The organism is Lysinibacillus telephonicus, assembly GCF_039654155.1.
In the GTDB taxonomy this organism is placed as follows: Bacteria; Bacillota; Bacilli; order Bacillales_A; family Planococcaceae; genus Ureibacillus; species Ureibacillus telephonicus.
In genome coordinates, this window is the sequence record NZ_CP155468.1 from 2897782 (window position 1) to 2921357 (window position 23576).

Genomic DNA, 23576 nt, shown 5'->3' on the forward strand with positions numbered 1-23576 from the left:
TAGCTTTTTTAAGGTTGTTCTGGATAAGTATAACCAAAATGATCATATGCTAATTTGGTTGCAACTCGTCCTCTTGGCGTTCGCTGTATAAAACCAATTTGCATTAAATATGGTTCATATACATCTTCAATTGTAACCCGTTCTTCCCCAATTGAAGCAGCCAATGTATCAAGCCCAACAGGTCCGCCACGGAATCCATCAATCATGCTAATCATTAACTTACGATCGATATGATCAAGTCCTAGTGGGTCCACCTGCAATAATTCCAGCGCTTGTTTTGCAAGTGTATAGGAAATCGAACCATCCCCTATAACCTGCGCATAATCCCTTACTCGTTTTAGCAAACGATTGGCAATTCGAGGCGTCCCCCTTGAGCGTCTTGCAATTTCCCGTGCTGCAGCTCGTTCGATATCAACATTAAATAAATGGCTGCTGCGTAATACAATTTCAATTAAGGACGCTTCATCGTAATAATCCAGGCGCAGTAACACACCAAAGCGATCCCTTAAAGGCGCAGATAAAGAACCGGCTTTTGTTGTTGCGCCCACTAATGTGAATGGCGGTAATTCAAGTCGAATTGAACGTGCTTCAGGACCTTTTCCCACTACAATATCAAGGCAAAAGTCCTCCATCGCAGGATACAATACCTCTTCTATTGCTCGTGGAAGACGATGAATTTCATCAATAAACAACACGTCACCCGGTTGAAGAGAGCTTACAATTGCAGCTAGATCACCAGACCGTTCAATAGCTGGGCCACTCGTTAATCGAATATTTACATCCATTTCATTTGCAATAACTGAAGCAAGTGTAGTTTTCCCTAATCCAGGAGGACCGTAAAGTAAACAATGATCAAGGCTTTCCTGGCGAAGTTTCGCTGCTTCGATAAAAATAGTTAAGTTATCCTTAACTTTTTGTTGACCAATATATTGCGACAACCTTTGAGGTCGGAGTGAAAGTTCAAGTTGTTCCTCAAATTCATTTGCTTCACTCGAAATGATTCTTTCTGTCATCATCACTCACCCCTCTTACTTTAAATTTAACAATAGCTGTAATGCATGTTTCATATAGCCTTCTGTTGTTGTAAGCTGTTCATTTTCCTCTAGGCTCGGTTTAATTTTCGCTAACTCCTTCTCGGAATAACCAAGCGCCGTTAGTGCAAGCATCGCTTCTTCTAATTCGTGCTTATTAGGATTTATACCAAACAGTGGCAACTCATCTTCCAAACTCGGCAATTCAACTTTCTCAAGTAAAGCCCCCAGTTTCCCTTTCAAATCTAAAATCATTTGTCGTGCAGTTTTTTTACCTACTCCTGGGAATTTAACTAAAAAGGCTTCATCTTCTAATTCAATTGCTTGTATCACTTGGGATGGATTCCCGCTCGCTAAAATTGCCAACGCTCCTTTTGGACCAATGCCGGATACAAGAATTAATTTTCGAAAAAGCTCACGTTCATCAAGCGATCGAAACCCGAATAACATTTGAGCATCTTCACGAACATGCATATGTACAAATATTTGTTGAAGCTCCTCTTTTAGACGAAAAGCAAAAGGATTAGGCGAGTAGATTTGCCATCCAATTCCTTGTTGCTCTAGTACTATATATTCTGGTGTAATTCTAGTAATTTGACCAATTATGTAATCATACATCTAAATCCCTCGCATTCACTGTTTAAAATTATAGCATACTGTTCGCGTTTAACCCGAACAAAATATCTTCTTTATAAAGAGCAAGTCCCATTTAGCTGCACGTTGGCTAACATGCCATCCCATGCACAGACGAAAAGAGTGGCTTAAAGCAAATGATTAATACTTTCTTATTCAAAGATCAAATCGCTAATACATTAAAAATTCATGCGAAATTTTTCTATCAGTTATTTACTTTATGTTGGTTCAAAAAATACTAGAAAAAAGAAGCACAATTGTACTGCAAGAGGGCATTAATTAAAGCGTGTAACAACTCTGTACAACGCAAGTAAGCCTCGTAGTGTTGGAGAACGAGAATATTACCTCCGTACGACATCATGACTCGTTAGATCCCTAATTCCTACTACACAAAAAAATTTCTCTATCTTATTCTACAAAAGAAAGACCGTCCTTTTTAGACGGCCATTTAAATTCTCTATTTAATAGATTTTTATTAATTCTAACATAATTTATCTTGTTATTAATCTTTCCTTTGTAAAATTTCAATTTCATTAATCAAATCAGGCCAATGCCTTAATGCTTTTTCAGTAAATGGCATTAAATAGTCTAAAAAAGCCTCTTTATCATAATCACCTAGTTGTAAAACATATAGCCATTCTCGCAGTAATTCATTTGGATATTGAAGATAATAAATTTTTTGCAAACAAAGATCGTATAAAAATGGATGCTCATTTAATAAACTTTTTAAATCATAATTAATTGTTGGCAATGCTCGGTGCATCCATAAAATCATTTCTTCAGCAGAATCCCCTACAACTGCTAAATCAAAATCTATCAACTTCATGGTTTTATCTTCACAAACTAAAAAATTATGATGAACAACATCACCATGAAGTAGTGTCAATTTACCACTTACTTTTTGTTTTTGCCTACGCATTTGTTTTAATACTTTACTCGCAAAGAGTGTAATATCATAATATGCGTGATGTAAAAACGGGCGTAATTCTTCCTCATTCAATATAAACTTTTCAAGGCGGGCATTCCATTTATGAAATAGATTTTGTTTTGGTATGACAAGATGACTTTTCCAGTCTATCTTGTCGCCTGTCTCATGCAATGATTTTAAAATTTTTAAAGCTTGCTTCCGTTGATTTATATTTGAGAAGTCTGCACTCATGCTGTTTGGCTGCCAAAGTTGAACAAGTAAATCGGGTTCCCTGCTTTTTTTCAAGGGAATAACATATGGAAACTTGATTGCTTCTAACTGCTGATGAATTAATTTTACTTTTTGAGCTACAGAGGAATTTTCATATTTTTTTATAAATAAAGTGCCTTTTGATGTCTCATGCTTCCATATATTGTTCTTTATTTGCATTTTAATAATTCCAAGGTGTGTAATGTGATGAATATGGATTCATATAAGGCTTATGGCAGTTTGGATACATAAATTGCTGCTGTGGCATCATGTAAGGCATCACTTGTTGCGGCATTACTTGCTGCATATCATAATTGCCATAGTAAGCATGAGACGGCTGAACTCCATGATCATAATTGTACATATCTTGATTATAATCTGATACGCCAGCTACATTTGTATCTTTATCACAATCTTTATCGTCTGTATCATCTTCATACTGCTCTGACATTACGTATTGAGCTAAATCTTCATTTTGATTTGAGCTCATGGAAGAAGAATCTACTAACCAATCAGGTAATCCTTCATCTTCTGGATAATTAGTATCCATTACTGGTGAAATATCATAATTCGGTTCAAAATACGGCATATTATAAGACATAACTTGTTGAGGTGCGTAGCCGCCTTGACATCCACAGTCATAACTCATATGCTGCGGTTCATAACAACCACATGGTGATGGGTGATGATAAATCGGTTGTTCCTTACATCCACATGGTTTTGGATGATGAAAATGTTGTTCTTTGCATCCGCATGGCATTGGGTGATGATATTGCGGTTGTGGATGTGGAATATATGGTACGTATACAATATGCGGCTGTGGAATAGGCACATATTCTACTTCTTTTTCCACTTCTTTTTCAACTACTTGTTGTACTTGTTGGACCTGAGGCTGCGGCATTGGCATTGGTTGCGGCATCTCTATAAATATTGGCTGTGGCTGCGGCATTGGCATCGGCTGTGGTTGTGGCGCTGGCACTGCATGTGGTTGTTGGAAATGCATTTGTGGTGCAAAATCAAAATGGAATTGCGGCGTTAAATCTAGTTGTGGCATTGGTACAGGTTCTGGCATTGGTTTTGGCATTGGCGCTGTTTCTACAACTTTAGGAATTTCTTTTACTGGTTTAGGTTGTTCCTTTGTCATGATTTCTTTAGGAGCTGTTTCAACAGCTTTAGATGTAATAGGCGCAGTCTGTTGTTCTTTTGTCATTCCTGCCTTTGATCCCGGATTTTCAGGAGCATTCGCCGTCTCAGGTAAGACGATTTCCATTCCCGGAACAATATAATCAGGGTTTGCTAAATGAGCATTTAAACGTTTTAATTCATCTAAACCTATCCCATAATGTTTCGCTATTCTCCAGAGCGTTTCACCTTTTTGAACAATATGAATTCGCACAAACATCCTCCTTTTCTCGTTTTATAATATGTGACTCATAGGAAAAGGACACAAAAAAATACAACGTTTTATTTAGTTCCTCGTGATAAACTATGTATGATGGAGTATTGTATATACATGAAATTTAATAAGAATGAGGTGTCACAATGAAAAAAATGTTGGGAGAAGAAAGGCGCCAGGAGCTATTAACAATATTAAAAAATTCTAATGGTCCAATTACTGGCACGGATTTAGCAAAGCATGCAAACGTCTCTAGACAAGTAATTGTAAATGACATGAATTTATTAAAAGCTAAAAATGAGCCCATTATGGCAACTAGTCAAGGATATCTATATTTAAAGATGGATGAAAGTATCGAAACATTTGAAAGAAAAATTGTTTGTTTACATACAGCTGAACAAGCAGAAGACGAAATGCTAACAATTGTCGACTGCGGTGTAACAATTAAAAATGTTATTGTTGAACATCCTGTTTATGGGGAAATTACTGCCTCTATGATGTTATCAAATCGAATGGACGTAAATAATTTTCTTGCTCGTGTAAAAGAGACAAGGGCAAACTATTTGTCTAATTTAACTAATGGAACACATTTACACGTTATTTCGGCACCTTCCAGTGAACAACTTGATCGCTGTGAACAAATGCTACGACAAAAGGGTTATTTGATTGAGGGATGAATTTGAAGGGGGCATTCCACTTTTACCATTTCGGTAAAGAGTTTCGGAAGGCCCCCTCATTTTCATGACAAAAAGCGATCTAAGTCTTCTTTTTTAGGAATGATACAAGCATTTTTCTTCCCTAGCAAATATCTCTTCTTTGCAACAAAATTATAAGCAATATCACGAATAGGAGCTGGGATGATGATGAAAAAGTAAAACATCTTCCATAATCGATCAAGGTTTTTACAAATACGCAGAACTGCAGTTGATTTTGTAAAATACCTATTCCCTTCAATGAGAATAACACTATCAACTGTTTTTGGTATATCATAGTTCATAAATAATTCCTGGCCGATTTCACTTTGAATAGATGCAAATTTAAAATGTTTTTGACGATCCCGTTTTAGTATAAATAAAACAGTTTGATTGCAGAAATTACACTCACCATCGAATAAAATGATATGACTCAAATTGCATCCTCCATTTCTCACTCTGGTGTTAAATATGTATAATATGTTCCGAGCGATTTTACTGTGCAGCCAAGTGAAGCTAATTCCTCTAGCGCCCCTTTCATCATTGACTCATTTTCATCAGCAACTATATCAATGATAAAGAAATAATGTCCTAATCCAGTCTTTAATGGCCGTGATTCAATTTTACTTAAGTTCAATTTACGCCATGCAAAAACAGATAGGACTTGATGCAATGTCCCAGATTCATCTGTTGGCAAAGTTAGCATAAAGGTTGTTTTAGAGTTACCTTGTGAATTTTCTATAGGAAGACGTATATTTTGCTTTGATAAAACAAAAAAGCGAGTATGGTTAAAATGAAAATCATGGATATTATGCTCTACAATTTCCAACCCGTACTTTTCTGCTGATGACGTATTTCCAATCGCAGCGATACAACGATCCGGATTATCTGCTACAAGCTTTGCAGCAGCTGCTGTTGAGGAATACTGGTGCAAAGTGACGCCGCTAAAACGATAAAATAAATATTTATGACACTGTGCTAAAGCATGAGGATGAGAATAAATCCCCTCAACATTTTGCCAATTGTTTCGTTGTGCTTTATTTACCATTAAATGTTGTTGAATTTTTGATAAAACTTCACCAACTACAAATAAATTGGCTTCATGATACAAATAATCGACAGTAAGAGGCACTGATCCTTCCAAGGCATTCTCAACAGGTACAACTGCAAAGTCTACTGCGTCTTTAGATACCGCTTCAATACATTCTGGAATTGTCGTATATGGTATAAGCCTCTCATGAGGAAAAAGACCTTTTGTCGCTAAATATGTAAAGGAAGCTTCGGGTCCTAGATAAGCAATCCGTCTCTCCCATTGTTCATTTTTCACTTTTAAATGCCCCCTAAATTTTCAAATAAATTAAATTTTCAATCAGTTTTAGTTGAAAAAGAGAGAGCAATAAATATTTTTGCTCTCTTTCAAATGTATTTTTTTGTAGGTAGCGGCTGCTCCTTCGATGAGTTGATGGATGTTTTAAAACCCTCTTCGATTTACATAGATGTACAATTCATTGTCGCCATTGCTTTAATTTTTTCCGTCAATATCACATTGACAGGAATAGGATAAGACAGGGCGTTTTGATCTGCACAAGCGTAAATGTACGGCCTTCAATTTACTACTATAATGCGCCGGAACTTATAACTTCCGCTGACTCTACAAATTCTAGCCTCTTTAATTGTTGCAGCAGTTCATCCAACTCTATTTCCATACTTGTTACATCTAACGAAAGCGTGACATTTGCCCGCCCTTGAATCGGGATTGTTTGATGGATCGTTAGAACGTTGCAATGTGCTACAGTAATTATTTCTAGAAGTTTTGCTAATGTACCTTTTTCATCCTGCAGCTGTATAAAAATCGTTAAGATTCTTTCTCTGACGATGGAGTGAAAAGGAAAAACAGCATCACGATATTTATAAAAAGCACTCCGCGATAAATCCACTTCCTTTACTGCATCCCAAATAGATGATACAGCACCACTTTGCAAAAGATGTTTTGCTTCTAATGTTTTTTGCATCGCATCTGTTAGTACGTCTTCACGGACTAGATAATACCGTTGATTCGCAACGTTTTTCATACTCTCCCCCCAAAATCAGCAATAAGTTAATATATATGGTTATTCAACAAATTCAAATTCAAATTCAAGTAAACGAACGATATCCCCATCAGTCGCCCCGCGCTCACGTAATGCATCATCAACACCCATTGCGCGCAACTGGCGGGCAAAACGGCGGATACCATCCTCACGACTGAAATCAGTCATTTTAAATAGACGTTCAATAGAATATCCTGAAATTACATATGCTCCATCATCATCTCGAGTAATTTCGAAGTCTTCACCTTTTTTCTCATGCTTGTAAAGAACTGTTGTATCGCTATCTTCTGCTACTACTTCATGCAACTCGAAATGAGGCGTTACTTCAAGTAAATCAGCTATTTCAAATAAAACTGGTTTTAAGCCCTGGCGTGATATCGCTGAGACTGGAAATACTTTTACAGTATCCCCCACTTTTTCCTTAAACACTTTTAAGTTCTCTTCAGCTTCAGGCATATCCATTTTATTTGCAACAACGATTTGCGGTCTTTCCGTTAGGCGTAAATTATATTGTTTTAATTCTTCATTTATTGTTACATAGTCTTCATAAGGATCGCGGCCTTCCATACCGGACATATCGATTACGTGTACAATAACTCTAGTACGTTCAATATGACGAAGGAATTGCATCCCAAGTCCGACACCTTGATGGGCACCTTCAATTAGGCCAGGTAAATCCGCCATTGCAAAGCTTCTACCATCTTCTGTTTCAACCATTCCTAAATTAGGGACAATCGTTGTAAAATGATATGCACCAATTTTTGGTTTTGCTGCTGACACGACAGATAGTAAAGTTGATTTACCAACGCTTGGAAAGCCTACTAAACCTACGTCGGCTAAAACTTTTAATTCTAATATAACATTTAATTCCTGCCCTGGCTCCCCTTTTTCTGCAAGTTCTGGAGCAGGATTTGCAGGAGTAGCAAAACGAGTATTTCCTCGACCACCTCGGCCACCTCGAGCAATAACAGCTTTTTGTCCGTGTTCTACTAAGTCTGCAATGACTGCGCCTGTTTCTTCATTCATAACAACCGTACCAGGAGGAACTTTTACGATTAAATCAGCCGAATTTCTTCCGTGCATCCCTTTACTCATCCCATGCTCGCCGCGTTCAGCTTTAAAATGGCGTTTGTAGCGGAAATCCATTAAGGTACGCAAGCCCTCTTCTACTTCAAATACAACATTCCCTCCATGACCACCATCTCCGCCAGCTGGTCCTCCATTAGGTACATATTTTTCTCGACGAAAGGCGACCATACCATCTCCGCCATCGCCACCTTTCACATAAATCTTAACGTGATCGACAAACATTACTTTCACTCCTGTTCTAAGCTTAAAACATATTTCCAAGAAACACCTGTTTGCTCATATGTTTTAACTGTTAAATTGGTTAATTCTTGATGACTAAATAAATGTTCTTCCCAATTTCCTTTTAAATCAAAAATCAAATTAAAACCATTTTCATCAGAATCAATTTTTATGAATAATTGTTGCTCAGTATATGGATCTAAACGATCGTAGACATGAATAACTGTCTTTTCTAAGTATTCTACAATTTGCTCATCTTTTTTCATGTCAACTGGAACTGTTACATTACTTTTAAGTATTAATTCAAAAGCTGGGTATCTCCAATGTAGAGTTTGCAGCCACTCGACTGTTTTCGGCAGTTGTAATAAATTGAGATTCGAAATAGTTTTACACTGCTCTGAAGCTCTTTCAATAATTAATTTTGCTTCTTCTACATTGCCCAAATCTAAATTCATTTTAATTAGTTGAAGTTGATTCATAAAATCATGATTGGCAAATCTTATAATTTCATTAACCGAAAGTGCTAGAGTTTTCATGTGGATCCTCCAATCAAAACTAAACAATTATAGTACTGATATGAATTTTAGTATAACAAGTTTTACTAGATTTTTCCCCTATCACTTATATTTAGTTAATTCAATTACACCTTCCAAACCAGCGGATGGATTTCATATTCGTATTGGGTCAGCAAAAAATCAGTTGACGCATGGGTCCAACAAATTTTGTCTAACTTCTTACATTCTCATTCGAAATCACATTTCTCGCTGGTGGCATTATCTTCATTCTTTCCTGAGTGAAGGTAAATACTATAAGAAAATTCCAGTTATTCATAAAAAAAATCAAAAGCTCCCTTTAGCTCCGCCTTGCAAAAAACGTAGCACCCACATGTTTAGAACAGATTGCCCCACTTTCGTGAACTTCAAGCTATTAGTTCTTTAGCTAAAATCACCATTGTATTTTCAATCGGGATACAGAGCAAGTCGAAATATAGTTTTGGTACAAGATTTTATTTAAAAATTTTATACTTTCTAATTCATTAAAAAAGGACTGCTGACTAGCAGTCCTTAAATTTTGTATAAAATTAAGCTTCTTGAGCTACTGGGTAAACACTTACTTTTTTCTTGTCGCGACCTAAACGTTCGAATTTTACAACGCCGTCAACTTTAGCGAAAAGTGTGTCATCACCACCACGGCCTACATTTGTTCCTGGGTAAATTTTTGTACCGCGTTGACGGTAAAGAATTGAACCACCAGTTACGAATTGACCATCAGCACGTTTAGCACCAAGGCGTTTTGCTTCAGAGTCACGTCCGTTCTTTGTAGAACCTACTCCTTTTTTCGAAGCGAAAAATTGAAGGTCTAAAGTTAATAACAATTTCATTTCGTTCCACCTCCTACTAAGTTGTAGTTGATTTGAATGTATTGACCATAGCTTTGAACCATCGAGTAAACTTGAGCAGTCATCACTTGGACAATAAGCTGTAATTTTGCATCGACTTCCGCGTCAATATCAGTAGGAAGATCTACTCGTAAGTAGCCTCCTTCTTCTGCTGCTTGTTCAATTTTAGGTTCGATTTGCAATAGTGCATAAATGGCATTAACAGTACCAAAGGCAATAGTTGATGCACCAGCACATACTAAATCTTTTCCTGTTTGATCATAGCCAGCATGACCTGTAAACTCAAATGCAGACACATGTCTATTTTCATCGTGGTGAATCGTAACAGTAATCATTCCATTCACCTCGTTCTTAAGCGTTGATAGATTCAACAACTAATTTTGTGTAAGGTTGACGATGACCTTGTTTACGACGGTAGTTTTTCTTCGCTTTGTATTTGAAAACAGTGATTTTTTTAGCACGACCTTCTTTAACAACTTTAGCTGTTACAGTAGCGCCTTCTACAGTAGGGGCACCTACTTTTACTGTTTCTCCACCTACGAATAAAACTTTATCAAAAGTTACTACTTCGTCAGCTTGAATACCTAATTTTTCAACATAGATTTCTTGTCCAGCTTCTACTTTGATTTGTTTCCCACCAGTTTCGATAATTGCGTACATTTACCTGCACCTCCTCTTAGACTCAGACTCGCCTGTTATGAAAGGTGATCTTAAAGATGCTTAAAAACCTTCCCAGAGCGGTTGTAGCACGGGTGCTACAAACAATAACATTACAATATTATCATAGCAATATAGTCACGTCAACCTATTCATTACATGTTTCTCAAAAGCTAATCTATATTTCCGATAACGCCATTCACTAATTAACTTTATAAGTAAAAAAATACTTAGTACTAGTAAAAATAAAGTTTTAGGCAATAAAATAAATGTAATTATAACTGTTAATAAAATTAAAATTAACGAAATGGTTAAGTATAATTCATATGCTCTAGCACGTGGATAAATGATTAAAATTAGTGCCATCATTATTCTACCACCATCAAGCGGCCAAATGGGAATAATATTTACAGCTAATAAGACAAGTTGAATTTTCAATAATAAATCCGCAACTAACGGATCTAAAAAAGGAGTGATAGCAATACAACAAATTGTTGCAATTGGGCCGCCAAGTGCAATTATAAGTTGTTTCCCTGGGGGAATTGCCATCCCTCCCCGTAATTCAATCTCTCCCCCGTACGGCATAATAACACAACGTTCAACTTTGACATTACAAAAATAGGCAGCAATTATATGTCCTAGTTCATGAACAATTAATGATGATAAAATAAGTGCATAGTAAGAAACATTTCCATACAAGACCATACCAAACAAAATCGGCAAAAATAATGGATGAATTGTCATACGCATCATGATTGCGTATGCTCTTTCATCCATTCTAAAGTCTCCTCAAGATTTAAAACCTTCCCATCCTTTTCAATCTTAATATACAAGTCACCTATTTCTTTATTAGCAATTGTACTTCCTCTTTCAATTGATGTATATGGCAACAATGAAAACGAATCCACGTTTCCATAAGTAATCGTTGTATCGTCTTCATAGAAAACCGAAATTGTTTTTCCTGTCGTTTTGGAATGTCCTGTATACACTACAAGACCATTTTCAATAGCAAGAATTGGAATCGCCTGCTCGTAAGTTAACAAATATCCATTATCAAATGGTTTTACAGCAACAAAGGACAATAATTCTTGATTAATAGTCTCTGATGATACAGTTATTGTCGTATCCGTTTCACTTCCAAATACCTCTCTTAACAAATTACGCATCATAGTCAAATCCTCTGAACTATATACAATTTTTTTTACATCTACATTTAATTGTCCATTTTCCTGCAAGCGATTTCCGACCAACACAATCGCACAGAGAACAAAAGCTGCAATCCATTTCCATTTTTTGTTCACTACCTCATCCATTCTCTTTTTCATAGTATATGAAAAATATGAAATTACGATTCAACTAGATAGAAAAAAGAACTGTCGTAAAACATCGATTTTTTGTAATGCGTAACATATGATTCGGTTATATAAAAATACTCTGTATTTCTCTTTAATCGTATATAAGTAAAATCTCAGCTAGGTAAAAAAACAATACTAAGTAACATTCGCTTTTGCCGTAGTTATCGTATAGTAAGACCCCTGTTTCCCACTTATACAAACAGGAATTAAAAAAGCCGTTTTTTATAAAGCTTAATCAAAGCTACAATTTTCTTTTTAAAATAGATGCTAATCTTCTTCAAAAATAAAAAAAAAGCTATTGAATTCACTGATTCAATAGCTTCTTCCTATTAACTTACTTAGAAAAAATAGAAATCAATTTCTTAAACATTCCCTTATGATCATCTTCCAATGCCATTAATGGAACTGATTCTCCAAGAATTCTTCGAGCGATGTTGCGATACCCTAATGAAGCTCTATTATTCGGATCCATTACAATTGGCTCACCTTTATTAGATGAGCTAATTACTTCTTCACTATCGATGATAATGCCTAGTAAATCAATTGATAAATGTGCAGTTATTTCATTAATATCTAACGCATCCCCATTTTTCATTAAATCTTTTCGGATGCGGTTAATGATTAACTTTGGCGGCTCAATTTCTTCTTGTTCCAATAAACCAATGATGCGATCTGCATCACGCACTGCTGAAATTTCAGGCGTTGTTACAACAATTGCACGATCAGCGCCAGCTACTGCATTTTTATATCCTTGTTCAATTCCGGCAGGGCAATCAATTAAAACATAATCATATTCACGTTTCAACTCTTCAACTAAATTTTTCATTTGTTCAGGTGTTACAGCATTTTTATCCGTAGTCTGAGCAGCAGGTAATAAAAATAGTTTTTCGTCAACACGCTTGTCCTTCACAAGGGCCTGATGAATTTTACAGCGACCTTCTACGACATCGACTAGGTCATATATAATGCGATTATCTAATCCTAACACTAAGTCTAAGTTACGTAAGCCGATATCTGTATCAACTAAGCATACTTTCTTCCCTTGAAGGGCCAATGCAGTTCCCAGATTGGCAGTAGTTGTAGTCTTACCTACACCGCCTTTACCTGAAGTTACTACTATCGCTTCTCCCACATTAGCTTCCTCCTTTAAATGCACTTAATAATGGTCGTATATTTCTTACTTCTTGTAAACGCTCATATGAAATAATGCCATCTCTATTAATATATGCGAACAATTGTTCAGCATGTTCTATAATAAAGGGTTTTTCATTTGACATAATTTCTGTTTTATCAGCAATTAAAACGTGGGTTGGTTTAAAATGTGAAGCAACGATAATTGCATCATTATTTCCATTTATCCCTGCATGTACTATTCCTCTTAAATTACCAAGTACGAATATATTTCCACCTGCTTCTATTTTACCATTGGGATTTACATCTCCAAGAACAATTATATCCCCTGATGCTTTTAAAATCTGACCAGAACGAACTATTCCAACATACGTTTCACATTGATTAACTAATCGTTGATTGGTACTTTCTTGGATTGAAATAACGTCACTCAGTACTTTAGAAACATGCATGTTGCCGGGGCGGTGTACAATTTCGATTAGCTCAGTTTGCTGTTCGTTTGAAAGATAACGGTTTCCTAAGTGGAGCTGTACATCTACTTTCCCATCAATACCGCCTTCGGAAACTTTGCGTTCAAGTTCCTCTACAAGTTCTGCGTAGGCGCACTGATCATCTAGCCGAAGTACTAACCCTTCTTTTGTCCCTTTAATATGGACAAGCTGTTTTTTCATAAAAAAGCGACACCTCACGCGTTCATTTTTAAGAAATATCTCGTGCACGCTGTAACAGCCGCGCATTGATTAAATATTTAAATGCCCAACCAAGCATAATTAAAAATAATAAATTAGCTATCATGGTTGGAAGTAAACGATTACTTAAAAAATCTGTAAACGGAATCGTTGTAAAATTAATAAAATAGAAAAAATAATATAAGACAAGTTCCATAAGTGCGACTAAAACTAATGACAAAATAGTTGTTACACTTAAATGCTGGTGAATAAATTTCACACTTGATCCTGCTATAAAGCAAACAAGGGGGTATAAAAAGGAATATAATCCAATAATATCAATGTAAAACACATCATACAAGAGTCCAAAAAGCAAACCGTAAATACAAGCTCGCTTACGACTATAATAAATCGAAAGAAATATTAAATAGAGAATGACAAAGCGAGGCACCAAATAGACAACACCGTCTCCCCAGCTAATAGGTGAAAAAAGTGCAAATTCCGGTTCCAATAAGAACAACGCGACTGCGACAAAGGGAATTAGAAAACGAATCATTTATTCTTCACCTTCATTTGCAGATTCACTGTTTGTCTTATTCGTAAGGTCTTTATTTGTGCCTTCACCATCAGAACCATCAATGATTGTTGCATTTCTTTTTGCAATGATAACATCCTCTAGCATTGAAAAGTCTGCTGCCGGTTTAACATACGCCATTTTCGTTAGACCAAAATCATCTGTTGTAACCTCTGTTATTTCTCCAATTAAAATCCCTTTTGGGAAAATTCCACCTAAACCTGATGATACTACTAGCTCTCCTACGTTCACTTCAAAACTTGAGTCGATTCTCTTTAATATTAATTCATTACGCTCTACGTCATATCCTTCTATTAACCCAAAAACATCCTTTTTTTCTCCCTGAACAATTGCCGAAACACGATAATTTGGATTATTTGTATTAAGCAGCTCCACTTCGGAAGTAAAAGGTGTTACCAAGCTGATTTTCCCAATTAACCCTTGGGATGACATGACAGCCATATTTAATTTTACGCCTTGGGATGATCCCCTATTTAAAATAATTTTTTCTTCCCATTGGTCTGGATTGCGGGCAATTACTGTTGCGTTTAATGGATCGTAATCCTTTAAGCTACTCTCTTTATCTACTAACTCTTTTAAAGATTCATTTTCAGATTGCAATGTATTAACTTCTGCTTGGAGAACAGCAAAATCTTCCAAACGCATTTTTAGACGTTTATTTTCTTCATACGTATTTAATAAAGAATTAATATTATTAAAAATACCTGTTATGTAATTTGCTGGCTTCGCTACAATAGATTGTGCAAAGCCAACAGTGTCTTTAATAAATTGTTCAGGAAGACTAGCATTTTGGCGATCACGTAATGAGAAGCTAATCAATGCCACAAGGAAAATCATGCCAACTAGCAGCAATATTAATTTCTTGTTCATAAAATGTGGCATTGGAATTCCCCCTTACCCTCTCATTTGTTGTGAACGAACTAAATCGATATGTTCTAATGCTTTACCTGTACCTAGTGCAACACAATCAAGTGGGTTTTCAGCAATAAATACAGGCATATTTGTTTCATCGCTTATAACTTTATCAAGATTACGTAGAAGTGCTCCACCACCAGTTAAAACAATACCTCTTTCCATAACATCTGCAGAAAGTTCTGGAGGTGTTTGTTCTAATGTTTTCTTTACACCATCAATGATTGCCGTTATTGCTTCACGAAGCGAATCTGAAATTTCTTCGGCAGTAATTTCAATTGTTTTTGGCAACCCAGTTAATAGGTCGCGTCCTCTAATTTCCATTTTTTCATTTATATCATCTACTCGTGCTGTACCGATTTCAATTTTAATTTTTTCAGCTGTTCGTTCACCGATTGTTAAATTATATGTTTTTCTTATATAAGTAGTAATCGATTGATCCATTGCATCGCCGCCGATGCGAACAGATTCACTTGTTACGATGCCACCTAATGAAATTACAGCAACCTCAGTAGTACCTCCACCAATATCAACTACCATCGAGCCTGTTGGATCCCAAACAGGTAAATCTGCTCCAATCGCAGCAGCAAAAGGCTCTTCAATTGTAAATGCTTCTTTTGCCCCCGCTTGTCGACTTGCATCAATAACCGCACGTTGTTCAACTGATGTAATACCATATGGTACACAAATCATCACATTAGGCTTTTTCCAATTAGAGCCTGAATTTTTTAACGCTTGCTTTAAATAATACTGAATCATTGTTGTAGTAATATCAAAATCTGCAATTACGCCATCTTTCATTGGACGAATTGCAACGATTGATCCTGGTGTTCGGCCAATCATATTTTTTGCATCGTTACCAACCGCAACAATGTCACCAGTTTTTGTATTTTTTGCTACAACTGAAGGTTCGCGTAAAACGATACCTTTACCTTTAATGAAAACTAATGTATTCGCTGTGCCAAGATCAATCCCGACATCTTTATTTCCTAATCCAAACAAATTTTGTACTCCCTTTCTGTTTAAGCCGTTCTCTCTTACAATGCTTAAAATCATAAGAATTATTATAGCGGAAAAGCTCGAAAAATTATAGTGTTACATGTACTGTTCTATCATATTTGTTTTACTACAATCAATTTTTATCGACATTTTTCATTTTATTTCGATTCTTGCCATGAAACAAATAAAATAATTATGTAAGTTTTTACATTCATGTAACAACTGCTCCATTCACATGACGAAAAAAATAAAAATAGGTTCTTTAAAAAACTAATTGTAATAGTATGTATCAAATTTAATATAAAACACATTTTTCCTTATTACTGTTACTAACTTGTAATTATAGTATTACACATTTTTATTTTGCACTAAATAACAGTCGAAAATCCATAATAAATAGATTTCGACTGTTTATGAAAAACGAAACGGATATCGGACATGTTATTTTATTCATTCGACAGTAACGACTATGCCTAAACGTGAACTTTAGCTTTATCAAAAGTTAATAATTAATAACACAACAAGAGTACTCTTTTCTAAAAAAGAATACTCTTGCCTTTAGAAACAAAACATCATTATTTTCTTCTGTTTTGAGGACGTGGCATTATTTTTTCGGATTCAATAAGAATTCTATCTATAGAATTGATGTTATCTGTCATTGATTCTCGAAATGTTCCAGTTTTTGCATCTCTTATAATCCATCCACCGTGTTTATTTATTTTATCTACCTTACCTAATTTTCTTCCAGAGACTGCGGAGGATCTTTTTACAACTACAGAACCTTGTATTTTATAATTAACAGATTCTTTACTCATAATACCCCTCCTATCATTGATTTAAAATATTCAAAGAAGTACTCTTCTTCTTTTGCATTTATTATAGCACTTTCAATCTCTTCTACGTAAGCCATAACATTATTACCTGTCCAGTAAGTATCAAGTGAAAAATGCAAACAAAATACATAATTTCCAACAGGTTCTGTTAGATAAATAGTTTGTTTTTCTTCCCGAAAAGCAATAATTCTTTCTTCTTTAGTAAATGCTTCAACTACAAATATGTCTTCTTCATCAATTGAAAAATAATACGGTGCGGATATTTCGCCTGTAGTACCCACAAGATGCAAAAACTTTTCTTTATCTTCATTATATAAATAAAGTGAAGCCGCAAAGCAAGTAATTGTATTTACTTTTATTGGATTAAAATTAGGTGCTTGAACTATATCCCTTGGCTGTTTTAAAAATTTGATACCTTTTTCTAAAAAGTTTGACCAACTATCAACATTATATTCTTTAGAATGAACTAAGTTCTCCATAATTAAATTTTTTTCATGGAGAAGTTCTATAGTATAATCAGCATAACTTAATAAATACGAGGCTTGTTTCTTTAACTGATTTATTCGATCTTTTTCTGAAATCAAACTTACTACTGAACGAAAAGATGTACTTAACATCTGTGAGATTATTTTAGCATTACTTGGAGTATCAGAAAAATCAAATTCATAAAGCCACTCCCTGTTACTATAAATATCGAATAAGAAAGCCCAAACAAAAGGATCTGCATTTGATAATATTTCCTTTGCCATTACATCTTTACAATTCTCTATCCAATATTGAAATGGATCATACGGCGATTTGGGTATTCGATGATTTTCGTTTAAATATTCCTGATATAAAACTTTTAGCTGAGGGTGTAAAATATCGAAGTTCCTTTTGATATCTGGTGAAACAAAAACTAGTATGTGCTTCTTTTCATTTCTAGCTGTTTGGTATTCACGATATGTAGCTGTTATATTTCCCGACATTAGATTAGGACTTGCACCTGATTTTCTATTGATTAAAAGTATAAAAATATCACTTGACCTAACCACTTGCAAGCACTGCTCAAGTGTGTCTGTTTCCCATGTTCCAAAGTCACCTGTTTCAAATATCGGCACTTCATGACCACTTTCTTCCAAACATTCTTTTATAATTTTTCTTGGACTTTTTAAATCAGCTTCATACGCAGAACTTATAAAAATCCTAGTCCGATTAATCACTTAGCCCCACCCTTTTAAGTGTAGTAATGTTATGTTAACTTAGAAGAATTTTCTCCAAATAAACCAGGTTTCAAGTTTGAATATATATACAAATTTTACCTTAAATACGAACGATTGTTAATGTATATTTTCTGATAAATCTAAAAAGAAGGTTCAACCCATATTGAACCCAACTCGCTTCAGAAATTATTTATTATTCTATTTATTACAGTTAAGCCAACATTAATACTGAATTCTATCAAAATTATTTTTTCATTATAATTTATCTGTTAAAGAAAAAAGGAAATCAATTTGACTATAGGACTAATGAATTTCATTTAAGATATTCCACATCTACTCGATTGAATATCATGACATGCTCTAATTCCACGTCATCACCGGTAGAAAAGCCACCCCCATTACTTGATAGTTCTGGGTAAGATTCGCGCTTCATCTCATCATATGGAATCCATCCAAAATACATCGATTGATCAGGAAAAAAATGCTGGAAAGAAGGACTTGGTTTATTTGCTAATTGTGATTTTGAAAATTCCTCTATTATTGTTACCCATTCTTCTGGGAGCTGCATTACACCATAAGATTTGTCTTTTAGTGAAACTTCTTTCATCATTTGAATTTTTGGTGAATAGGTATGGATATTATCTGAAACATAGAAATTTCTATCTCTTACGAAATAAAACTCAATTGAACCTAAAGCATCTCCCGGGTGAATATTCCAAACAAAATAATAGGATGAAGGGTTATTTTTATTCGCTTTGAATAGCCTCGGTATTCCACTTGTATCTATCTCTGCAATTTGCCACTCATGATTTTTCCAAACCCAATAGCTGAGACCATACATATTTTCATTTGAAATAAACGGTACTACGACATGACGCTCATCAACAAAAGATGTATCTTGGATGAGTTTTGCTGTCACTTCGGGATAGCTATTATTTATCTCTTCAAGAAGTTGTTCAGTCGGTGGAAAGGGATTAGGCTCAGAAAATTCAAACCAGTAAATCATTGCGAATAATATAACGGCTACTGCTATTCCAGTCATAAGAAATGACTTTTTTTTCATGAACTATTCCACCCTTTCTATCAAGGACATTTCAGAGCGAAAATAAAGTTGCTCTTTTGGCGTCGATACGAGGATACCCTTTCCATCCTCCTCTATATAAATAATTGAATGAAGGCCGCTCCCCCATTTAGGAAATGTACCAACAAGTTGATATGGGAACCGCTCATTTCTCTCATTCGTATCAGAATTTATTACTATGTCTTGGTACCACTCGCTACTATTGATCTTTTGTTTTTCCATTGTTTCCAATTGATTTAATAGATCATCTTTCACGAGAGGTTGCCCATTCCCTGATGGATGAATCGTTACAATTGCTGCATGTTCAATGTTGGAAATATATGTAGAAAGTTTATCGTTAGGATATATTAAATAATGAATCGGTAAAGTTAATAATGTGGCAGCTAAGAAAATAAAATTTGCCCAAAAACCAACCCAAGCAAATGAACGATACTTTTGCCAGCTCTCCTCCCGTCGTTTTAAAATGAAATACAGAATCCATACACCAAGAGGCAATATCGGAATATTTATTATTGATTGAAACAAATTGAATTTAATTGAAAAGGAGAATAGCCCTACAATCATGACAATCAACATTTTCCATATTTCAGGCTTTATGATTTGTTTTTTATAAACTCTGTACACCCAAAAAAGTATACCGCTCCAAGCTATTATATTGAAGACTGTAGCAACAACATCGAACGTAGATTCAATATTCATTTTCAACACCTCCTCATTTTGTCGAATCAAATCCGGGATTCGAAAAAATTAATATTTCACTAAACTTACTCATTTAATTCTTTTTCGAATTTACTTCTTTACAAACATACGGAAATATTATCCAAAAAGTTTCAGTAATCTTGATAATTTTCAGCTTCAACTTAAAACTAAAAAAATTAATTTAGCAATTCGTATTTAAAATCAAACAAAAAACAGACGGAAATCCATAAAAAATAGATTTTCGTCTGTTTAGATAACTTTATTACATATAGCCCTTTTCTTTTAAACTCGTAAATTGATGATCTCCAATGATAACATGATCAACAAGTTCAATGCCGATGATATACCCTGCTTCTTGCAGACGCTTCGTCACTTCTATATCTTCTGGACTGGGCGCTGCGTTTCCAGATGGATGATTATGTGCACAAATAATAGAGGCTGCAGAACGTTTAACAGCTTCGCGGAATATTTCTCGTGGATGGACAATGCTGGAATTTAAGCTGCCAATAAAAATTGTTTGTTTGTGCAATACTTGATTTTTTACATTTAAAAATAAAACGACGAAATGCTCTTGCTGCAATGAAGACATTTCAGGCATTAAATAAGTGGCTGCATCTTGTGGGGAACGGATTGTGAAACGAGAGTCTACTTGCTTCTGCGCAAGCCTCCTGCCAAGTTCTATAGCTGCCAAAAGCTGTACCGCCTTTGCTTCGCCAATCCCCTTTACCGATATAATTTCTTCGAGTGTTGCATGTTTTAGCCCATGCAATTTCTCAAAATAATTTAATACACGATTTGCAAGCGCAAGCACAGACTCTTGCTTTGTTCCTGTACGTAATAAGATCGCAATTAACTCTTGATTCGATAAACTTTGTGCACCTTGCCGGATTAGCCGTTCACGCGGCCGGTCTTCTGCATGAACATCACGTATCATAAGCTCCGGAAAGATCGCAATGGTCATTCAACTTCACTTCCCTTAAATTTTAATAATATTTAGTGCAACTAATTTTTCAAACACACTTGCTAAAGGTAATCCGACTACATTGTTGTAGTCTCCATCAATTCGATCTACCAATAGGGCACCAAGTGTTTGGATGCCATAGCCACCCGCTTTATCAAAAGGGTCGCCCGTTTCTACATAAAAATTAATTAGCTCAAGTGAAAGTTTCTTAAAATATACGAAGGTCTTTTCCACAAAAATTTCTTCTGTTCCATCGGGCTGAATAATTGCAACCGCAGTCATGACTTGATGAACATTATTAGAGAGTTTTTGCAAGTGAGCTATCGCTTCTTCCTTTGTTTTTGGTTTATGTAACAGTGTGTCCTCATAAACGACTACTGTATCTGCACCAATAATTGTTTTTCCAACAGCTACTTTTGCAACATCACGTGATTTTAGCAAAGCTACTTCTTTAACATACTCTTCCATCAATTCTGCTTGTACCGATGTCTCCACCACATTACTTGTAATAACCTCAAAAGGAATACCTAATTTTGAAAATAGTTCCTTTCGTCTTGGTGAAGATGATGCCAACACAATTTCGTGATCTGTAATTAAATTCATTTCCATTCCTCCTGTCTATATAATAGCTGAGGAAACGAAATTTGAAAATTTTTAGCGAACCATAGAAAACTAGAATTCTCCCTAAAAACCATCTATTAAAATTCAATTTTCAAGCAGTCATTTTTAGTCATATAATGAGCAATTAAATGCAGCCTGGCAACTCCTAAATCATCTGAAAGACTTGATATTGCTGATGTTATTGATTGCCAATCCTCAGGAATATTTTCAGGGACATTGCCTTCCTCAAAATAAAATTTTGAACGATCATTGCTTTGCAAATTCTTGGGCAAACTTTGAATTTCTGGGTTTGTACAGGCTCCTCCAGATAATTTAAATGGTTTTACAAATGAAGTGGGATTATCCGATAGAACAATATCTTCTTTGATCGGCGTTACTGAGGACCAAACATAATAACTCCCATCCACTTCTACAACTGCACTCGTATTAAGAGAGGCATATCCAGAAGTAAATTCTAACGCTGCTGCTTGACTTGAAAATACACCATGTTGGTTTGCGAAAAATTCCACTGATGAATCAACTTCTATATTATTATTTGTTGATTGTACTGGTATGACTTCTTCTTCCTTGCCTTGACTAGTCTGTTCTGCTGTTTCTGTTTCTGTAGTATTCATTGAACTAAGTAATAGTATAAAAAACAGTACTCCTGCTAGGCCTGCCACTGAACCTAAAATTGCTGCATATGTTAGGTCTCTTCGTCCGATTCCTTTTGGAAATTTCATTCGCATCACCTCATTGTAACCGTAACAAATACAGAACAAAAAAAAGCGAGACTATTGTCGTCTCAGCTAAAAAATATTTCGCAAATACTACGAATAATCGCTACGATTCAACATGATATTTGCTTTAATATTTATTTAAAAGTGCTTCTCTAATCTCAGCTAATAAATATAGCGAGCCCGTTACAATCGTTTTTCCATTGCGGTTTATACAGCTTTGAAGGAAAGGAATATAATCTTTTACGATTTGCTTAGATGACGCATTTGATAGAGAAAGCATATCCTCTGCCTTCATCGCACGTTCATTCATGAAATCAACAAAATAAAACTCTTCACTAACGGTTTCAAATGTCCGTAACACAGATTTCACATCTTTATCAGCTAACATACCGATAACAAAGCGAATAACCTCATTTGGAAACTGCTGCCGAATTGTTTCAGCAAGCTTTATTGCACTAGCTGGATTGTGGGCTCCGTCAAAATAGATATTTGGATATACTTGTTCAAATCGGCCAGGCAATGTAGCATGTTTTACACCTTCTCGAATTTTTTCAATATCCACTGGCAGTTGGAAATACTTCGCTACCTCAAATAAAGCCGTTATTGCCAACGCCATATTGTCGCCCTGATGTTCTCCCGGCAGTGACCGTTTTAGATCATTTATATAAAGACCGTTTTCATCATTAGTATATATATCTCCAAATTCATTCGTACAATCAATATTAAAATGGTCGCCAAGCTTTATTAAAGGTGCATGTTTTTCATAAGCTTCTTGTTCAACTACATAGAGCGCTTCCTCTGGCAATTTTCCAATTATTATAGGTCTACCTTCCTTAATGATACCCGCCTTGTGACTAGCAATGCTTTTAATTGTCGGTCCTAGAAACCTCGTATGTTCTAAAGCAATGCTGGTAATAATAGAGACTATTGGCGTGACAACATTCGTGCTATCTTCTCTGCCACCCATCCCAGTCTCTAACAGGACAAGATCTACCTCTTGTTGGTAGAAATGAAGAAAAGCCGCACATGTTAACAGTTCAAAATCTGTTAACATTCCACTTAAATTCGCATTTTTCATTTGTTTAAAAATACTATTTAATTCTTTTTCAGAAATCGCCTGTCCATTAATTTGAATTTGATCATGTACATCGACAATACAAGGAGACATAAACTTCCCAACAGTTAGACCATGCTGTTTTGATATTTGCTCTAAAAATGTAAGCGTAGAACCTTTGCCATTAGTCCCTGCGATATGAACAATATTTAAATGCTCTTGCGGATTATTTAACTTTTTTAATGCACTTCTAATCGCTCCAAGTCCCGGTTTAATAATTTGATCGCTTTCAACTTCCCATTTTTTTTTATATTCATCAAGTTTCGGAATCATTTTAAACTTCCTTTCTAAACTTCCCTAAGA

28 protein-coding genes and 1 other annotated feature are annotated in these 23576 nt (G+C 35.4%); of the genes, 1 reads left to right on the forward strand and 27 read right to left on the reverse strand.

The features are described from left to right. Positions 1–8: 8 nt before the first annotated feature. From ruvB to MKY04_RS14015, 4 genes are all read right to left on the reverse strand, one after another. A complete protein-coding gene (gene ruvB / locus MKY04_RS14000; RefSeq protein WP_126292708.1) occupies positions 9–1013 on the reverse strand; it encodes a Holliday junction branch migration DNA helicase RuvB in 1005 nt (334 codons plus the stop codon). 15 nt (positions 1014–1028) lie between these two features. Further along, positions 1029–1649 (reverse strand): Holliday junction branch migration protein RuvA, encoded by a 621-nt coding sequence (gene ruvA / locus MKY04_RS14005; protein ID WP_126292707.1) that lies wholly within the window; start codon positions 1647–1649, stop codon positions 1029–1031. 517 nt (positions 1650–2166) lie between these two features. Then, the gene (locus MKY04_RS14010; RefSeq protein ID WP_126292706.1) at positions 2167–3021 is read right to left on the reverse strand and encodes a phosphotransferase; all 855 of its coding nucleotides are present in this window, start codon (positions 3019–3021) and stop codon (positions 2167–2169) included. 1 nt (position 3022) lies between these two features. Then, positions 3023–4237 carry a LysM peptidoglycan-binding domain-containing protein gene (locus MKY04_RS14015; protein WP_346234603.1) on the reverse strand — a complete coding sequence of 405 codons (1215 nt, stop codon included), beginning with the start codon at positions 4235–4237 and terminating at the stop codon, positions 3023–3025. A 146-nt stretch (positions 4238–4383) separates the two neighbouring features. On the opposite strand from MKY04_RS14015, the gene MKY04_RS14020 reads away from it, so the two are divergent. Then, entirely contained in the window at positions 4384–4914 is a 531-nt protein-coding gene (locus MKY04_RS14020) for a transcription repressor NadR (protein WP_126292704.1), read from the forward strand. 62 nt (positions 4915–4976) lie between these two features. Here the strand turns inward: MKY04_RS14020 and MKY04_RS14025 are convergent, their stop codons facing one another. The 23 genes from MKY04_RS14025 to MKY04_RS14135 form a co-directional block, all read right to left on the reverse strand. Further along, positions 4977–5366: a thiol-disulfide oxidoreductase DCC family protein gene (locus tag MKY04_RS14025; RefSeq protein WP_346234604.1), complete on the reverse strand. Its 390-nt coding sequence runs from the start codon at positions 5364–5366 to the stop codon at positions 4977–4979. Positions 5367–5383: 17 nt separating this feature from the next. Continuing rightward, the gene (gene pheA / locus MKY04_RS14030) at positions 5384–6256 is read right to left on the reverse strand and encodes a prephenate dehydratase (protein WP_126292702.1); all 873 of its coding nucleotides are present in this window, start codon (positions 6254–6256) and stop codon (positions 5384–5386) included. A gap of 289 nt (positions 6257–6545) precedes the next feature. Then, a complete protein-coding gene (locus tag MKY04_RS14035) occupies positions 6546–7001 on the reverse strand; it encodes an ACT domain-containing protein (RefSeq protein ID WP_126292701.1) in 456 nt (151 codons plus the stop codon). Between the two features lie 39 nt (positions 7002–7040). Continuing rightward, entirely contained in the window at positions 7041–8330 is a 1290-nt protein-coding gene (gene obgE, locus MKY04_RS14040) for a GTPase ObgE (RefSeq protein WP_126292700.1), read from the reverse strand. A 5-nt stretch (positions 8331–8335) separates the two neighbouring features. Next, positions 8336–8863: a Spo0B domain-containing protein gene (locus tag MKY04_RS14045; RefSeq protein WP_126292699.1), complete on the reverse strand. Its 528-nt coding sequence runs from the start codon at positions 8861–8863 to the stop codon at positions 8336–8338. 545 nt (positions 8864–9408) lie between these two features. Then, the gene (gene rpmA, locus MKY04_RS14050) at positions 9409–9708 is read right to left on the reverse strand and encodes a 50S ribosomal protein L27 (RefSeq protein WP_126292698.1); all 300 of its coding nucleotides are present in this window, start codon (positions 9706–9708) and stop codon (positions 9409–9411) included. Beyond that, complete coding sequence (locus MKY04_RS14055) at positions 9705–10061, reverse strand: ribosomal-processing cysteine protease Prp (protein ID WP_126292697.1); 357 nt, start codon at positions 10059–10061, stop codon at positions 9705–9707. Before MKY04_RS14055 ends, rpmA begins: the two co-directional genes overlap by 4 nt. A 16-nt stretch (positions 10062–10077) precedes the next feature. Next, complete coding sequence (gene rplU, locus MKY04_RS14060; protein WP_126292696.1) at positions 10078–10386, reverse strand: 50S ribosomal protein L21; 309 nt, start codon at positions 10384–10386, stop codon at positions 10078–10080. Between the two features lie 14 nt (positions 10387–10400). Beyond that, positions 10401–10479 (reverse strand) — a sequence feature (ribosomal protein L21 leader region). Between the two features lie 42 nt (positions 10480–10521). Continuing rightward, positions 10522–11160: a site-2 protease family protein gene (locus MKY04_RS14065; RefSeq protein WP_246020135.1), complete on the reverse strand. Its 639-nt coding sequence runs from the start codon at positions 11158–11160 to the stop codon at positions 10522–10524. Then, a complete protein-coding gene (locus MKY04_RS14070) occupies positions 11133–11684 on the reverse strand; it encodes a M23 family metallopeptidase (protein ID WP_346234605.1) in 552 nt (183 codons plus the stop codon). The genes MKY04_RS14065 and MKY04_RS14070 overlap by 28 nt, the downstream gene beginning before the upstream one ends. A 388-nt stretch (positions 11685–12072) precedes the next feature. Beyond that, on the reverse strand, positions 12073–12870 hold the full coding sequence (minD, locus tag MKY04_RS14075) for a septum site-determining protein MinD (RefSeq protein ID WP_126292694.1): 798 nt from the start codon (positions 12868–12870) through the stop codon (positions 12073–12075). Between the two features lies 1 nt (position 12871). Further along, complete coding sequence (locus MKY04_RS14080) at positions 12872–13540, reverse strand: septum site-determining protein MinC (RefSeq protein WP_126292693.1); 669 nt, start codon at positions 13538–13540, stop codon at positions 12872–12874. Positions 13541–13568: 28 nt separating this feature from the next. Continuing rightward, positions 13569–14093, reverse strand: a complete 525-nt coding sequence (gene mreD / locus MKY04_RS14085; RefSeq protein ID WP_126292692.1) for a rod shape-determining protein MreD — start codon at positions 14091–14093, stop codon at positions 13569–13571. Continuing rightward, positions 14094–15014, reverse strand: coding sequence for a rod shape-determining protein MreC (gene mreC / locus MKY04_RS14090; RefSeq protein ID WP_126292691.1), 921 nt, complete (start codon positions 15012–15014; stop codon positions 14094–14096). Positions 15015–15026: 12 nt separating this feature from the next. Next, entirely contained in the window at positions 15027–16046 is a 1020-nt protein-coding gene (locus MKY04_RS14095; protein ID WP_126292690.1) for a rod shape-determining protein, read from the reverse strand. A gap of 572 nt (positions 16047–16618) precedes the next feature. Further along, on the reverse strand, positions 16619–16858 hold the full coding sequence (locus MKY04_RS14100; RefSeq protein WP_126292689.1) for a hypothetical protein: 240 nt from the start codon (positions 16856–16858) through the stop codon (positions 16619–16621). Beyond that, on the reverse strand, positions 16855–18078 hold the full coding sequence (locus MKY04_RS14105) for a DUF4062 domain-containing protein (protein WP_346234606.1): 1224 nt from the start codon (positions 18076–18078) through the stop codon (positions 16855–16857). Before MKY04_RS14105 ends, MKY04_RS14100 begins: the two co-directional genes overlap by 4 nt. Positions 18079–18391: 313 nt before the next feature. Beyond that, on the reverse strand, positions 18392–19141 hold the full coding sequence (locus tag MKY04_RS14110; RefSeq protein ID WP_346234607.1) for a hypothetical protein: 750 nt from the start codon (positions 19139–19141) through the stop codon (positions 18392–18394). A gap of 3 nt (positions 19142–19144) precedes the next feature. Then, positions 19145–19858 carry a hypothetical protein gene (locus tag MKY04_RS14115; protein WP_346234608.1) on the reverse strand — a complete coding sequence of 238 codons (714 nt, stop codon included), beginning with the start codon at positions 19856–19858 and terminating at the stop codon, positions 19145–19147. A gap of 262 nt (positions 19859–20120) precedes the next feature. Continuing rightward, positions 20121–20819 carry a RadC family protein gene (gene radC, locus MKY04_RS14120; RefSeq protein ID WP_126292685.1) on the reverse strand — a complete coding sequence of 233 codons (699 nt, stop codon included), beginning with the start codon at positions 20817–20819 and terminating at the stop codon, positions 20121–20123. 15 nt (positions 20820–20834) lie between these two features. Beyond that, the gene (locus MKY04_RS14125; protein WP_126292684.1) at positions 20835–21422 is read right to left on the reverse strand and encodes a Maf family protein; all 588 of its coding nucleotides are present in this window, start codon (positions 21420–21422) and stop codon (positions 20835–20837) included. Between the two features lie 95 nt (positions 21423–21517). Further along, positions 21518–22162, reverse strand: a complete 645-nt coding sequence (locus MKY04_RS14130; RefSeq protein WP_126292683.1) for a hypothetical protein — start codon at positions 22160–22162, stop codon at positions 21518–21520. Between the two features lie 124 nt (positions 22163–22286). Continuing rightward, a complete protein-coding gene (locus MKY04_RS14135) occupies positions 22287–23546 on the reverse strand; it encodes a bifunctional folylpolyglutamate synthase/dihydrofolate synthase (protein WP_126292682.1) in 1260 nt (419 codons plus the stop codon). Positions 23547–23576 lie beyond the last annotated feature (30 nt).

Coding starts and splice junctions, on each gene's coding strand:
- ruvB (WP_126292708.1), bottom strand. CDS start 1,013: ATGACAGAAAGAATCATTTCGAGTGAAGCAAATGAATTTGAGGAACAA.
- ruvA (WP_126292707.1), bottom strand. CDS start 1,649: ATGTATGATTACATAATTGGTCAAATTACTAGAATTACACCAGAATAT.
- MKY04_RS14010 (WP_126292706.1), bottom strand. CDS start 3,021: ATGCAAATAAAGAACAATATATGGAAGCATGAGACATCAAAAGGCACT.
- MKY04_RS14020 (WP_126292704.1), top strand. CDS start 4,384: ATGAAAAAAATGTTGGGAGAAGAAAGGCGCCAGGAGCTATTAACAATA.
- MKY04_RS14035 (WP_126292701.1), bottom strand. CDS start 7,001: ATGAAAAACGTTGCGAATCAACGGTATTATCTAGTCCGTGAAGACGTA.
- obgE (WP_126292700.1), bottom strand. CDS start 8,330: ATGTTTGTCGATCACGTTAAGATTTATGTGAAAGGTGGCGATGGCGGA.
- MKY04_RS14045 (WP_126292699.1), bottom strand. CDS start 8,863: ATGAAAACTCTAGCACTTTCGGTTAATGAAATTATAAGATTTGCCAAT.
- rpmA (WP_126292698.1), bottom strand. CDS start 9,708: ATGAAATTGTTATTAACTTTAGACCTTCAATTTTTCGCTTCGAAAAAA.
- MKY04_RS14055 (WP_126292697.1), bottom strand. CDS start 10,061: ATGATTACTGTTACGATTCACCACGATGAAAATAGACATGTGTCTGCA.
- rplU (WP_126292696.1), bottom strand. CDS start 10,386: ATGTACGCAATTATCGAAACTGGTGGGAAACAAATCAAAGTAGAAGCT.
- MKY04_RS14065 (WP_246020135.1), bottom strand. CDS start 11,160: ATGGATGAAAGAGCATACGCAATCATGATGCGTATGACAATTCATCCA.
- MKY04_RS14080 (WP_126292693.1), bottom strand. CDS start 13,540: ATGAAAAAACAGCTTGTCCATATTAAAGGGACAAAAGAAGGGTTAGTA.
- mreD (WP_126292692.1), bottom strand. CDS start 14,093: ATGATTCGTTTTCTAATTCCCTTTGTCGCAGTCGCGTTGTTCTTATTG.
- mreC (WP_126292691.1), bottom strand. CDS start 15,014: ATGCCACATTTTATGAACAAGAAATTAATATTGCTGCTAGTTGGCATG.
- MKY04_RS14100 (WP_126292689.1), bottom strand. CDS start 16,858: ATGAGTAAAGAATCTGTTAATTATAAAATACAAGGTTCTGTAGTTGTA.
- MKY04_RS14110 (WP_346234607.1), bottom strand. CDS start 19,141: ATGAAAAAAAAGTCATTTCTTATGACTGGAATAGCAGTAGCCGTTATA.
- MKY04_RS14115 (WP_346234608.1), bottom strand. CDS start 19,858: ATGAATATTGAATCTACGTTCGATGTTGTTGCTACAGTCTTCAATATA.
- radC (WP_126292685.1), bottom strand. CDS start 20,819: ATGACCATTGCGATCTTTCCGGAGCTTATGATACGTGATGTTCATGCA.
- MKY04_RS14125 (WP_126292684.1), bottom strand. CDS start 21,422: ATGAATTTAATTACAGATCACGAAATTGTGTTGGCATCATCTTCACCA.
- MKY04_RS14130 (WP_126292683.1), bottom strand. CDS start 22,162: ATGAAATTTCCAAAAGGAATCGGACGAAGAGACCTAACATATGCAGCA.
- MKY04_RS14135 (WP_126292682.1), bottom strand. CDS start 23,546: ATGATTCCGAAACTTGATGAATATAAAAAAAAATGGGAAGTTGAAAGC.